Source organism: Streptomyces sp. SCSIO 30461, from assembly GCF_037023745.1.
Classification (GTDB): domain Bacteria; phylum Actinomycetota; class Actinomycetes; order Streptomycetales; family Streptomycetaceae; genus Streptomyces.
On record NZ_CP146101.1, the window covers coordinates 5729167 to 5743266 of the forward strand.

The 14100-nt window shown below is 69.9% G+C and carries 9 protein-coding genes; 2 read left to right on the top strand and 7 right to left on the bottom strand.

The window, feature by feature from the left end; all coding sequences use genetic code 11:
- Nucleotides 1–209: 209 nt before the first annotated feature.
- From V1460_RS25745 to lat, 7 genes are all read right to left on the bottom strand, one after another.
- The gene (locus V1460_RS25745) at nt 210–1553 is read right to left on the bottom strand and encodes a hypothetical protein (RefSeq protein WP_338675994.1); all 1344 of its coding nucleotides are present in this window, start codon (nt 1551–1553) and stop codon (nt 210–212) included.
- A gap of 12 nt (nt 1554–1565) precedes the next feature.
- Complete coding sequence (locus V1460_RS25750; protein WP_338675995.1) at nt 1566–2894, bottom strand: MFS transporter; 1329 nt, start codon at nt 2892–2894, stop codon at nt 1566–1568.
- Nucleotides 2891–4303 carry a hypothetical protein gene (locus V1460_RS25755; RefSeq protein WP_338675996.1) on the bottom strand — a complete coding sequence of 471 codons (1413 nt, stop codon included), beginning with the start codon at nt 4301–4303 and terminating at the stop codon, nt 2891–2893. Before V1460_RS25755 ends, V1460_RS25750 begins: the two co-directional genes overlap by 4 nt.
- Before the next feature lie 73 nt (nt 4304–4376).
- Entirely contained in the window at nt 4377–5678 is a 1302-nt protein-coding gene (locus tag V1460_RS25760; RefSeq protein ID WP_338675997.1) for a hypothetical protein, read from the bottom strand.
- Entirely contained in the window at nt 5675–6571 is an 897-nt protein-coding gene (locus V1460_RS25765) for a hypothetical protein (RefSeq protein ID WP_338675998.1), read from the bottom strand. The genes V1460_RS25760 and V1460_RS25765 overlap by 4 nt, the downstream gene beginning before the upstream one ends.
- A gap of 64 nt (nt 6572–6635) precedes the next feature.
- Nucleotides 6636–8201: an aldehyde dehydrogenase family protein gene (locus tag V1460_RS25770; protein WP_338675999.1), complete on the bottom strand. Its 1566-nt coding sequence runs from the start codon at nt 8199–8201 to the stop codon at nt 6636–6638.
- Nucleotides 8202–8255: 54 nt separating this feature from the next.
- Nucleotides 8256–9578, bottom strand: coding sequence for an L-lysine 6-transaminase (gene lat, locus V1460_RS25775; protein WP_338676000.1), 1323 nt, complete (start codon nt 9576–9578; stop codon nt 8256–8258).
- Between the two features lie 521 nt (nt 9579–10099).
- On the opposite strand from lat, the gene V1460_RS25780 reads away from it, so the two are divergent.
- Together V1460_RS25780 and V1460_RS25785 are read left to right on the top strand one after the other, a co-directional pair.
- Complete coding sequence (locus V1460_RS25780; protein ID WP_338676001.1) at nt 10100–11116, top strand: TauD/TfdA family dioxygenase; 1017 nt, start codon at nt 10100–10102, stop codon at nt 11114–11116.
- 4 nt (nt 11117–11120) lie between these two features.
- Nucleotides 11121–14060, top strand: a complete 2940-nt coding sequence (locus V1460_RS25785; RefSeq protein WP_338676002.1) for a non-ribosomal peptide synthetase — start codon at nt 11121–11123, stop codon at nt 14058–14060.
- The last annotated feature ends 40 nt before the right edge of the window (nt 14061–14100 follow it).

The following is a 14100-nucleotide window of genomic DNA, read 5'->3' on the forward strand; positions in this document are numbered from 1 at the left end:
GGCTCGGTCAACGGTGTCGGTGCCGCGACGGGGTTTGGTGCCAGCCTTGTGGTGAGCGGGACGGCTGTATGGAGCGCCACCGCTCCGCACCACGGCTCGACTCCCTGTCGGCCTACTGCCAACCGAGGATCAGCAGCTCTGCCTTCTGGCAGGCCCACGTCAGCACCGAGCCGAGGGTCAGAGTCTCCGGACGCTGGACGCCGGGCGGCTCAGTCGTGGACCCAGACCGTGTTGGTGGCTCCCGCCTGCGCACTGGTGACGCCGTCACCGCCCGGCCGCGCGAAGCGGGTGAGGAAACCAGTCCCAGCGCCGGAGATCAGCAACGGGCTGATGACATGGGGCCGTTCCAACAGCGGGACCTCACCGGACGCAGGGTCGAACGCGGACACTGGATGGTGGTCGGGGCGGCAGTACTCCTGCGCGACCCAGCCCTTTCCGGCCCCCGCCCGGACCGCCTCTTCCCACTCCCGGGCCAGAACCTCCCGGCCGATCACGACACCGTTTCCGCCGAAGGCGTCTGCTGGCTTGAGGACGAAGGAGTCCCGATCACGGAGAAGCAGATCCAAGAGGTCGTGCCGTCGGCCGTGCCGTCGTACCGGGCCGTCCACAAGATCAGCCGTCCACGGGACGTGCTGCTCGATCACGTTCCGCTGCGCGGGCGGCATCTCCGGGCCTCGTTCGGTCAGCCACGCCAGGACCTTCTTATTCGACTGGAGCGTGGACAGCTCCGGGGACGCGATCAGCGTCGAGTCGCGGGCCACGGCCTGCTCCAGCGCCTCCATCGGCTCGCCGTCGAGGTAGGCGCCCGCAGCGAGGAATTTCTGCAGCAGGATGTCGACGCGTCGGCCCTGCCCGTCGCGGAGGCCGCCGTCCTCACTCAGTTCCTCCAGCTCGACGAAGGAGCACGGCGCACCGTGTTCCTCCGCGTCCGCCACAGTCTCACGGAAGTTCTCGGCGCTCCAACCAGCGATCGCGATCCTCGGGGCTCCTGCGCAGCGGTCCCGGGCCATGCTGACCAGCAGCTCTCTCCGGGCCTGGATCGTCCGGCCGCAGCGCAGCTTCCACTCCGCCTCACGCGCCCGTACCGGCGGCATCGACCACAACACGGCGTCCATGCGGGCCACTAGCTCCGGGCCGCCGATGGCGCTTCCGATGTTCAACTCCAGAACCTTGGGGACGCCACCGGAGAGCACCAGGTCGGGCCGGGCCTGGGACGCGGACCACCGGTTCCACGACGCGCGGTCGGTGACGAGAGGAGATAGTGGTGAGCCCAGGGCTTCGGCCAGTGCGGCCGGGCTGCTCGCGCGCCGAGCGCACTCCTCGACGGCAAGCCCCACGACGGCGGTGGCGACGCCGGTGATCCGGGCAGCCTCGGCACGGGGCAGCAGCAGCGGACGCACCGGCACCGGGCAGTCGGGGTGGCGCCAGGACTGGACGCTCATCCGTTTCTCGATCGCCTCCGCGAGCTCGGCGGTCCCGCCGGGATCGCCAGCGAGCAGCCGGTGCCAGGCCATGACCAGGGAGGTTCCGGAGTCGGGCGGGACGATGGCCAACACAATGTCCTTCTACGAGGCGGCGGGTGGGGAGGGAGGGGCGTCGGCGGGGACGAGCCGACGTTCGGCGATCGAGAGTGGTTCCGTAGGGGGCAGAGCCCGCACGGTCCGGATGCCGCTGAAGACCAGGATCGCCGTAGTGAGCAGGGCCCCGGCGGCGGCGAACTGGAGGGACGGTCGCAGGCCCCAGAGGGATGTGGTCAGCGCTCCCAGCGCGGCTCCCGCAGGCAGGGTGCCGAATGCAGCCAGACGGAGCACCGCGTTCACCCGGCCCATCACCTCCGGAGGAGTCACGGCCTGCCGCAGGACCACGTTCTGCAGGTTGCTGGAGGCCACGCCTAGGCCGTAAGCGATCAGACCGGCCACGGTCATGACCAGTGCCGCGTCACCCCGGGCGAGACTCACCACGGCGATGCCCAGGGCGCTCACTAGGGCACCGGCACACAGCTGGGGCCCGATGCCCACGCGCCGGGAGACCCACCCGCCAACCAGTACGCCGAGAAGAAAGCCTCCGTTGCCGAGGAGTTCGACCATCGCGGCCCGGGTGACGGAGAACCCCAGCTCGCGGACCTGGAAGACGAGGACATAGGTGGAGAAGATTCCGGCGAACAAATTACGGAAGCCGAGATAGAGCATGCTGGGGCGCAGGACGGGGCTGCGCCACACCTGGAGCCAGCCCGCAGTCATGGCGCGCTTCCCCGTGTCGTCCCTACCGCCGCGCCCAGTGATCCCGGGGCTGCCTCGGCGCATGACTATCAGGGTCACGGCGCTCACCGCAAAGGCGGCGGCGTCGGCGGTCAGTGCCGCCCACAGAGGAAGCAGGCCGAGCAGGAGCCCGGCCAGGGCCGGGCCCGCGAGGGTGGCGAAGGAGCGGGCCGCTTCGAGCGCGAAGTTCGCGGCGCCCAGTTGTTCGCGGGGCAGGATGCCCGGCAGCAGGGAGAAGTAGCTGATGTCGAAGACCACGGCACAGACGCCGAGGACCACCACGGCCGCCAGGAGCCACCACACCGTCAGCACGTGGAGCGACGCTGTCACCAAGACGGTCAGCATGGTCAGGCAGCGGATCACGTCGGCCCACATCATCAGCGGCCTGGCCTCGGTGCGGTCCGCGAGGTGCCCCGCGGGCAGGGAGAAGAGGAGGTGGGGCAGGAGCGAGGCCGCACGTAGCAGGCCCACGGCCCCCGCACCCGCGCCGAGTTGGAGCACGAGCAGGGGCAGCACGAACTGCCCTACCTGCCCGCCCACTTGGGCCGTCGCCTGTCCCGACCACAGGAGCCGGAAGTCGCGGTCGGCCCACACCGCCCGCCCCTGACCGGGACCTTGGAGGGTGTCCGACGTCAACGGACCCCCTCCGCAGGTCCGTCGGAGTCGGCGGCCTCCCAGGCCATGGTGCTGTTCATGGTGCCCCCTCCCTCCGTCCTGACGACGTCCCCCCACTCGGCGTCCATGTGCCGGGTGAGGATGCCGCCGCACCGTCCGTCCAAGAGCATCGGACCGTACACGGCCTTGCTGCGCACCAGGGCGGTGGCGCCACTGCCCGGGTCGTACATGGGCACGTGGACAGTGTCCGTCGGCACGAGTTCTTGTACGACACTGTCGCCGCGGGCGACGGCCTCGCGGGTCAGTTCCCGCCAGCGGTCCTCGGGGCACTCGCGGCCCACGGCGACGCGCTCGGCGCTGTGGCCCTGGTTGCCCTTCAGTACGAGGCGGGGCTGGTGTTCCCACAGGTGGCGCAGGACTGCGTCGGGGGTGTCGCCCAGGACGCCGGGCCGCACGACGTGGGTAGGGGGAACATGCCGCTCCACGAACTGCCGGTCCGCCGGGGACATGAACGGGGCGTCTTCGGTGAGCCAGGAGAGGACGCGTTTGCTGGCGTAGGGGGCTCCCGTCTCCGGTGCCAGCACGACCGCCGCGTCCTGTTCGACGACGGCGCGCAGGGGGGCGAGGTCGATACCGGCGTCGGCGGCGTCGGCGGTGACGAAGTCGCGCACGAGGATGTCGACGCGTGTCCCGTGAACCAACGTCCGGCCGTGCACGAGGCGCAGGTCCTGCGGTTGCGCGTAGACGGCGGGCAGACCGTGGAGGCGCAGGGTGTCGATGACGTCGGTGTACGCGGCCTCCTGGCCGTTGCGGTCCTCCGGGTGGTCGAAACCGAGGATCGCGACGCGAGGGCGTTCCACGCCGATGGAGCGGCCGACCCTGGTGAGCAGGGCCGCTAGGACGGTGCCCATGTTGAGGCATGAGAAGGGGAAGCGGGCCGCCGCGGCACGGATGTCCAGGCGGCTGGCGTAGGCGCGGTCCATGCGGGGCACCTGGTGGAGTCCGCCGAGGGCGCTGTTGACGTTGAGTTCCAGCAGTTTCGGGACGCCTCCGGACAGCACCAGGTCGGGGCGTGCCATGGCCGTGGACCAGCGGGTCTGCCGGGGCGAAGTGCTCCAGAGCGAGACGGAGGGGCGGACGAAGTCCACGAGGCGGGCCAGTTCCTCCGGGGAGGAGGCCCGCGTGCGGCAGACCCGGGTGAGGAGGTCGGCGGCGTGCAGTGCGGTGGTGACCAGCTCCGTGTACTGCGCGGCCGGCAGCAGCACCGGTCTGAGGGGGATGGCCGAGTCGCGGGTGCGGAACGAGCCGACGCTCATGGTGCGGTCTAGGGCCCGGGCGTTGTCGGCCGCGTCCGGGCCGTTCAGCAGGCCGGGGTCGAGCATGGCTTGGGGGTCGCGGGGCTCGGTGGGGGCGTGGGTCTCCATCACCACGGGACGTCCCCTCGGGTGCGGATCGGGGCTGGGTGCGGGCTCATGGTCGGCTCTCCTCGTCGGGCCGGGCGGTTCAGCGCGGGTGGACAGCGATGTTCAGGGAGGCGCCCTGACGGGCATTGAGAACGGTGGATGTGCCGGGTGACTGCCTCACCAGGCAGCCCGCCTCGCGTCCGCTCATGAGCAGCAGCCCGTGGACGGCGGGGACGGTGCGGGTGACGGCCTCGCCCGAGGGCAGGACGAATTCCATGGGTTCCGCGTCGGGTTCCACGTACTCCTGTGCGATCCAGTGGCCGTTGAGGGCGTCGTCCACCGCGCGTTCCCAGTCGGCCGCCGAGGTCGCCCGGCCCACCACGATCCCGAGGCCGCCGTAGCCGTCCGCGGGCTTGAGGACCATGTCGTCCCGTCGAGAGAGCAGTATGCGGGGCAGGTCCGCGCGCTGCCCCCGGTAGTAGACCGGAGCGTCGGCGACGACACGGGTCCAGGGGAGATGGCGATCCAGGAAGGCCCGGTCGGCGGCGTCGAACCAGGGGCGGCCTTCGGACATCCAGGCCAGGACCTTCTTGTTCTGGAGGAGGAAGGCGCTGTCCGGCGCGAGCATCAGCACGCCTTCCTCGGCGGCGCGGCGAGCTGGCGTGGAGTCGATGCCCCAGTCGCGCCAGTTCACCGGGAGGAAGTGCCGCAGGCCCACGGGGTAGCGGGCTCGGCCGGGAAGTCCGAGCCCGTCGAGGAGGTCCTCGGGTTCGAAGAACGCGGCATCTAGTCCGCGCCGTCGCAGGTGGGCGATCTCCAGTTCGAAATAGCGCGCGTCGCCAACATTGTCCTCGCGCAGGGTGCCGAGGACGGCGGCGGCGGGTTCCCGTCCGAGGGACAGACAGATGTCCGCGAACTGCTCGGCCCGTACGTCCAGCGGGTCGGTCGCGGCGTACCGCTCCCCCAGGCGGGCAAGGTGGTGGCGGGTGAGCACGTGCATGCTGACCACACCGCCGATCGCGCCGCCGATGTTGCACTCCAGGAAGCGCGGGACGCCCCCGCTGAGGACGGCGTCGCTGCGGGACATGCAGTCCGCCCAGGTCCATTCGTACGCGGCGGGCCGGAAAGGACCGTAGAGCGAGGGGTCCGCGCCCAGGAGTTCCAGGAGGTGTTCGGGGCTGCCGGCGGCCTGGCAGGTGCGGCTGATCAGGGAGACGAAACGGCGGGCGGCGTCGAAGCGGGCGTGCATCCGACGGCGTGACACGACGAGCGGTCGTACCGGGATCTCACCACTGGAGGCGAACGGCAGGCCGCGCAGGGCGTGAGTAAGTTCCGCCGCGGTCCGGACCGCCGGGGACGTGCTGTCGGCGTACTGCGTCGAGGATAGTCCGGGGGCGCTCATCCAGCTCTCGCTGCGGCCCGGACGGTGGCACGGGAGACGGCTGCGGCGGCCAGGTCGCCGGCAGCCTGCGGCCGGTGACAGAAGTAGAGGCAGGGGCTGGTGACATCGAGTTCGCACAGCAGCAACCGGCCGCGGGTGTCCCGGATGACGTCGACGCGGGCGAACAGTTCGTCACGGGTTCCGGTCGCGGCCAGCACCGCGTCGCCGACGTCGATGAGCTCGGGTGTCGGTTCCATGGGCGCGTGGCTGCCGCCGTGGCCCTCGTGGACCCGGATGTCGGCGCCCGAGGGTTTCTTTAGCACGGCGTGGCTCGGCCGTCCGTCGATGTAGATGAGGGAGAGCTCGCCCTCATCCCGAACGTGCGGCAGGAAGGGCTGCACGCACCACTGTCCGCCGTCCGGTCCATGTGGCACCGGTGTCGGGCCGTCGTCGGATGCCGTGAGGAGGGTGACACGCCGTCCGCCGAGGCCAGTCGCCGGCTTGAGCACGGCCTGCTCCCAGCCATGGGCACGGGCCACGGCGATTGCCTCCGACGGGTCGTCCACGACCACGGTGGGGATGACCGGCGCGTCAGCCTTCCACAGCTCGGCAAGGTAGCGCTTGTGCTGGTTGTCGCGCACCGCAGCGGGCGAGTTGTGGATGGTAGTGACGGAGGCCGTCCGGTCGTACCAGCGGAGGAAATCCGCCGGACGGTCCGGGTAGTCCCACGGGGACCGGACGACGACCGCGTCGTACGCGGCCCAGGGGACCTCGGGGTCGTCCCACACCACCGGCTCGGCCCGGGCCCCGTGGAACCCGAGCTCGTCGAGGAAGGGCTGGTCGTCGTCGCACAGCCCGGGCAGGCGCGTGGAGGTCACGCAGGCGATGCGCGGGGGGACGGTCGCGTCCGGCATCTCGGTCAGTCCTTTCGTGCGTGGGGAGTTCCGGCAGTCGGCCGGACGGTGGCCGTGGCGGGCATCAGCTGTCACCGAGCCGGAACGCCTCGTCCGGCTCGATGGACGCCACGTCCATCTGGGCCTTCTGTAGTCGGCCGGAGTAGTCCCAGTTGACGGACTGCCAGCGAGTGAACTGGTCGAGCACCCAGATACCGGACTGCCTGCTGCCGTTGCCGGACCTGCCGTTCCCGCCGAAGGGGAGGTGGGCCTCGGCACCCGAGGTGGAGTTGTTGACACTGACCATCCCGGCACGGCTGCCGCGGCGGTAGGTGAAGACGGTCCGGGGGTCGCTGGTGTAGATGGCACAGGAAAGGCCGTATCCGGATGCGTTGGACAGGGCCACTGCCTCTTCAAGGGTGTCGAAGGTGGTGACGCCCACCAGTGGGCCGAAGGTCTCCTCGCGGAAGAGCATGTCGTCAGGACGGACCCCGTCGACCACGGTGGGGTGGTAGTACAGGCCGTCGGTTGGGTCCCCCACGAAGCCGGCCCGCGGGCGCTCTCCGGTGATGCGACCGGTGGCGGAAGAACCGTGGATCCGGTGGTGCGGCCGGATCCAGGTCAGGTACTCCTCGAAGCGTCGGGCGAACTGCTCGTTCATCAGCGGTCCGTGGAGGACATCCTCGCGAGGGTCGCCGATCGGAGCCCTTTCCAGGGCGTGGGTGAGAAGCCGCAGGAAGGGCTCGTGGACGGAGCGGTGGACGAGCACGGTCCCCAGCGAGGTGCAGCGCTGTCCGGCCGTACCGAATCCGGAGAACAGGGCTCCTTCTGCGGCGAGTTCGAGGTCGGCATCGGCGGCGACGACCATCGGGTTCTTGCCCCCGAGTTCCAGGCACGGGCTCTGGAGGTACCGCCCGCACAATGCGCCGATCCTGCTGCCCGCTTCGCTCGACCCCGTGAACCCGATCTTGTCGAGATGTCCCGCGCGCAGCGCGCTTTCGAGTCCGGTGTACGTCTGCTCCCCGTCGGCGTGGACCAGGTTGAGCACGCCGTCGGGCAGTCCGGCCGCCGCAAACAGCTGGTAGAGGGCGTCGGCGCAGGCGGCGGCGTACGGTGCGGGCTTCCATACGACGGTGTTCCCGCACAGGAGGGCCGGGACGATGTACCAACTGGGCACCGCCACAGGGAAGTTCCCCGCAGTGACGACGGCGACGGAGCCGACGGGTTCACGGAAGGTGAAGAGTTGCTTGTCGGGCATCTCGGACGGAACCGTCTGGCCGTAAAGCCTGCGCCCCTCTCCGAGGAAGAAGTCACAGGTGTCCACGATCTCGCGGACCTCCCCGAGTGCCTCGGCGTACGGCTTGCCCACCTCACGGGTGACCAGGCGTGCCAGTTGCTCGCTGTTGGCCTCTACCAGCCTGCCGACGGACGCGATCACCCGCCCGCGCACCGGCGCGGGAACGGCCGCCCAGGTGTCCCGGGCGGCGGAGGCCGTCCGGCAGGCGTCCGCCAGCACGTCCCCTGGCGCGAGGTGGACCTCAGCGACGACGTGGTGCGTACGGGCGGGGTCGACCGACGGTACGACGGTCCATCCCGCGGTACCCGGGCCAACATCTTCGCCGCCGATGTGCGCGATAAGTTGGCGGTTCATGCGTCTCCTGACGAAAAGGAAAAAAGGGGGTGGTGCAGGTGGGGGCCATGCCCCTTATGGAGTGGGCATGGTGGCGAGCACGGACTCCAGTGCCCGCAGGGCGAGTCCGAGTTCCTCCTCCGTCACCGTCAGGGCAGGACGGACGCGCACCGAGCGTTCGCCGGAGGGCAGCACGAGGACCTGCTGCTCCTCACGCATGCGGGTGATGACGGTGTCCCTGCTGTGCCGGTCGGGAGCGTCGAAGGCGCACATGAGCCCGAGGCCCCGGGCGTTGTCCGCGACGTGCGGGTACCTCTCCACGAGACGTGTCAGGCGGTCCAGGAAGTCGCGGCCCACCCGGTCCGCGCGCGCCACGAGGCCGTCGCGCTCGACGATCTCCAGCAGGCGCCGGGAGCGGACCATGTCCACCAAGCCTCCGGTCCAGGTGGAGCTGATGCGTCCGCTGGTCGCGAACACGTGGTCTGCCACCTCGTCGACCCTGCGGCCTGCCATCACTCCGCCGACCTGGATCTTCTTGCCGAAGGCGACGACATCGGGCTGGAGCCCCAGTCGCTGGTATGCCCACGCCGCCCCGGTGGCGCCGGCTCCGGTCTGCACCTCGTCCAGGACGAACAAGGCGTCGTGACTGTGGCACAACTCCTGCATGGCAAGGAGGAATTCCGGCCGCATATGGTTGTCACCACCCTCCCCCTGGACGGGTTCGGCGATGAAGCAGGCGATGTCGTGCGGATGTGCGGCGAATGCGGCCTCCGCCTGCTCCAGGGCACGCCGCTCGGCCGCCTCCACCTCGGTGCGATGGCGCTCCAGCGGGAAACGCACCGCCGGGACCTCGAGCCGGGGCCAGTCGAAGACGGGGAATCTGGCGGTCTTGTCCGGATCGGTGTGGGTCAGCGACATGGTGTACCCGCTGCGGCCGTGGAAGGCCCGGTCCAGATGGAGCACTCGGCCACCCAGCGCCGGTGAGCGGTCATGCGCCTCGTTGTGGCGGCTCTTCCAGTCGAAGGCGCACTTGAGCGCGTTCTCCACGGCCAGCGCGCCGCCTTCGACAAAGAACAAGTGGGGCAGGTCGGGGTCGCCGAACACGCGGTGGAACGTCCGAACGAAGTCGGCGAAGTGCGTGGTGTAGAGGTCGCCGTTGGCCGGCTTGTTGGCGGCCACGCCGGCGAGCAGCCTCATGAAATCGGGGTCGTCCACCACGCCGGGAGGGTTAATGCCCAGAGGCGCGGAGGCGAAAAAGGTGTAGAGGTCCAGGTATTCCTGTCCCGTGGACGCGTCGACGAGCCAGGAACCGTGGCTCTTTTCCAGATCCAGGACGAAGGGGAACCCGTCCAGCACGAAGTACCGCCCGAGCACGTCACGGACTTCCTCAAATCCCACAGGCGCCGCGTTATCGAACAACTGGAACTCCCTGGCCCATGTTATTGAGGAGCGACGGCAGCACCGATCGCCCTTTTCATCGAGAAGGGCAGCCGCAACAACCGTGCAGTCTCATCCGGTCATTGCGCAACCTAATTAAGACAAACCTAGCAGGTCAAGGGCCCCATGAAGAAGCCTCAGGATGCGTACGAGAGCTTGATCCGCATAGTGTGCGCAATGACCCTTTCGTCGGCTTTAGGTGATATGCGGAAAGCCTGATCCGGAGACCACAGTAAGGTTGAAAGTCATGATCGCGACGTGCATAATGGCGCTGATCTGAATATTCTCTTCGCTTGAAAAATAGTCCTCCCGTGTAACCTGTAGTGACACCTGCAGGCAGGGTTGGATCAAAAGCATTCTCGTGCGCGGGCGCCCGGGATATTCCATGGTACTGATTTCATGAACGTACCGTTTCGGCCCCGGCGAGCCGTCGGCGCTATTGCAGGCGTCATTCTTCTTTTTCCTGTGCAGGAGTGAACGGCATGACCAGCAGTAAGTTCTCACGTCTGGGTGCTTCCGCGTCCCAGCGGCCGGCCCGCGCCGCGGTCCGGGAGAGCACAATCAACGACCAGGGGCTTCCGCTCCTGCTCGAATCGGACAACGAGGTGGATCTCGTCGCCTGGGTGCGCACCCACCGCGCCGAGCTGCGCGAGAAGCTGCACCGGCACGGCGCGCTCCTGCTGCGTTCCCCCGCCCCCTACGACTTCGCCCGGCTGGTGGACGCCTTCACGGACTCTCAGGTGGACTACCGGGGCGGAGCCGCCATCCGCAGCCGGGTCAACGACGACACCTACACCGCCAGCGAGTACCCGCAGGAGCTGGACATCCGGCTGCACAGCGAGTTCTGCTACTCCAACGACTGGCCCATGCTGCTGTTCTTTCATTGCGATATCGCTCCGCAGGACCGCGGCCAGACGCCTCTCGTGGACAACCGGCGCGTGCTGGAGCAGGTCCCCGCGGACGTCCGCCAGCAGTTCGCCGAGCGGGAGCTGCTCTACACCCGGGGCTACGGCTACAACCGGACCTGGCAGCGATCCTACGAGACCGACAGCCGGGAGCAGGTGGAGGAGCTGTGCGCACGGGAAGGACGTACCTGCGAGTGGATCGGCGACGACCAGCTGCGCACCCACGAACGTCGGCCCGCGTTGCTGCGCCACCCCGTCACGGGTGAGGAGGTCTGGTTCAACTACGCCCACGGCTTCCACATCTCCCGCATGGACGACGGAATCCGCGAGGCGCTGTCCACCTCCCCGGACGACACCGACGAACAGCTATGGCCGAACAACGTCTACTGGGGGGACGGCAGCGCCATCGACCCCGAGGTGATCGACGTGGTCAACGGCATCGTCGAACGCAACGCGGTCCAGTTTGACTGGCAGCCGGGCGACACCGTCATCGTGGACAACATGATCTGCGGCCACGGGCGGCGGCCATTCTCCGGTGACCGACGCATCCTCCTCAAGATGGGCGAGTCGTACCTCGCCGGGCAGAAGGGCTGACCCGATGAGCACCGTCGACCTCGCCACCGTGCCGGACGGGGACACCGCCCATCCGCTCTCCCCCTTCCAGCGCGCGGCTCTTCGCCACCCCCGGCGGCGTGTGCACCTGGCCGTACGGGTGCCGCACTTGGCTGTCCCGGACCTGCTGACGGGCGTTCACAAGGCACTCGCCGCGATGCCTGTCCTCCGCTGCGCCCTGGTCACCGTCCCGGGCCTCCGGCTTCCCCGGCAGGCTCCGCAGCCGACCGCCCTCGAGCAGCAAGCCGACGGGGCCTGGCGCCTGGCGGCGGGCAACCTGACCGTCTCCGCCCGTCCCAACGGCGACGGCATGGACGTCGACCTGGAGGCCGACCCGGTCTTCGCCGACCGCCGCACCCTCGAACTCTTCCTGCTCCACGCGGCGGGGTCACCTGCGGCCAGCGCCGGTCCCGGCGACTTCTTCGTCGTCGCCGCCGAGCACGGGCTGATGCAGGCCGAGGGAGAGCTCGACGAGGAAGAGAAGTACTGGAAGGCCGTCTCGGACGGTGCTCCGGCCAGCGACACCCGTGCGGCACTCGGCCTGCAGCCGGGCAGCACGGCGGCTGATTGCGTACGGTCACGTCCACTCGGCCCATCCTGCTCCGCGTCTCTGACCGCCCTGGCCGATCACATGGGCTGTCGGACCTCCGATCTCGCACTGCTGGCGCTGCGCGTGCTGCTGAGCAGGGTCGTGCCCGGCACCGCGGAGCTCGGCCGTGTCGTCGACACGCGCGGGCTCATGGGACTGGACGACGAGCCCGGGCCCATGGTGCAGGTACTGCCCGGATACCCGCGCATCGCACCGGACATGGATGCCCTGGTCGCCTGGGAGACGCAGCGCGACCGGGACTCCCAGGAGGACGAGGCGGCCGGAGGCATGGCCGTGGTCGAAGGGCAGCCTGGCCCCGGCCTCGTCTTCGACCCGCACACCCGGTGGGAGATGCCCGCTGGCTGGGAGCTGACCGACGCCCACGAGTTCCGCTCCGGTGCGGTGCTGCTCGGTCTGGAATCGAGTAAGGACGGCGACCACCTCACCGCCACCAGCTGCGACGGCGTGGACGAGGCGGCACTCGGTGCGCTGCTCACCTCCTGGGCCGCCCTGCTGGAGGACCTCGTCACACGTCCCGGCACGGCGGTCGGTTCGCTACACCTCAATACCTCAGAGGCACTGGGCCGTATCCGCGAAAGCTGGGATGCCGCAGACGCCGGCCGGACCGAGGACCTCTGCGCGGCCGTCGCCTCACTCGCCCGTCACGACCCGGCCGCGCCCGCCGTACGCCACGGCGACCTCGTGCTCAGCCGCGCCGATCTCCTCGGCTGTATCGGTTCGGTGGCTGCGGAACTGGGCGACATCGCCCCGGGTGACGTCGTCGCCGTCGTCGGGGAAGCACATCCGGACCTGGTCGCCGCGTTCCTGGCGGTGCTGTGGCGAGGGGCCTCCTTCCTGCCTCTCGCCCCGTCCGAACCCCGCCACCGGCTGGAGGACGCAATCCGTCGGGCGGGGGCGACACTCGTGCTCGCTTGCGCTGACACCCCGGAGCTGGCCGTCGCCGACACCTGTCAGGTCCTGCCCTTGGCAGCGGCCGTGGCCCGGCCCACCGACCCCGGGGAGCCGGAGTGCTCACCCGGTGCGACGGCCTACCTGCTGAGGACGTCGGGCACCACAGGCCGCCCGAAACTCGTCCCGATCAGGCGTTCCAGCCTCAATACCTACCTGCGGTGGGTGGCCCGTGACCTGCTCGCGGAACCGACCGCGATACCGGTGCTGTCCGCCCCCGTCTTCGACGCGAGCTTCAAGCAGCTGTTCGGACCGCTGCTCGCCGGTCAGCCGGTCTGGCTGCTCGCGTCGGACCGCACCGACATGGCCGCCGTCCACGAGGAACTGCGCGCCGACGGCCGTGAGCTGACGCTCAACTGCGTCCCCGGATACTGGTCGGAACTCCAAGCCGCCGGGGCGGACTCGGGCCCGCTGCCGCTAGCCCGACTGCTGCTTGGCGGGGAAGCCGTCACCCCCTCCCTGCTGCGGCGCACCCAGGAACGGTACCCGGGGGCCGAGGTGTGGAACCTGTACGGCCCGACCGAGGCCACCGCGACAGCCACAGCCGGACTCCTGTCGCCGGGCGAGGAACCGCACGTCGGTATGGCCGTGGCGGACGCGACGGTCGCCGTCGCCGACGCGGACGGCCACCCGCTGCCGCACGGTCTGCGGGGCGAGGTGTGGATCGCCGGTCCCGGTCTGTCCACCGGCTACTTCGGACAGGCCGACGCCCCGACGCCGTTCGCCGCGCTCCGGCTGCCGGACGGAGACATACCCGCCTACCGGACCGGCGACTGCGGAACTGTGGGACCCGACGGACGGCTGCGGTTGCACGGCCGTCTCGACGACCAGGTCAAGCTTCGCGGCTGGCGCATCGAGCCCGCGGAGATCGAACGGACCGCGGAGACGGCGCCCGGCGTGCGGTCCGCCGCCGTGGTGCTCGACGACCGGGGCGACAACCCCCGGCTCGCCCTGTTCCTCACCGGCGAGGCCGACAGCGCGCTGGTCCGCGCCCACCTGGAGCTCCGGCTGCCAGCCGCCATGGTCCCGGCGGCCGTCACCGTCGTTCCCACGTTTCCGCTGACCACGACGGGCAAGGTCGACCGACGGGCCCTGCTGGAGAAACTCCGGGGCCATGTGGAGGTCTCTCCGGAGGACTACACCCCGTGTCAGTTGACCGTGGCGACCGCTTGGCGGGAGATCCTCGGCGGTGGATGGCCCCACCCGGACCAGGAGTTCTTCGCCGCCGGCGGTCACTCCCTGCTGCTCGCCCGCCTCGTCAACCGGCTGCGTGCGCAGGGCCACAACGGTCTGTCGCTCCGCCAGGTGGTGCGTCGGCCCACCGTCGGGTCCATCGCCGTCGGCCTGGACCACCCGGAGCAGGGATGACTCCGGACAGGCCCGACGGCCCCGGGCAGGCGTCTGCGGC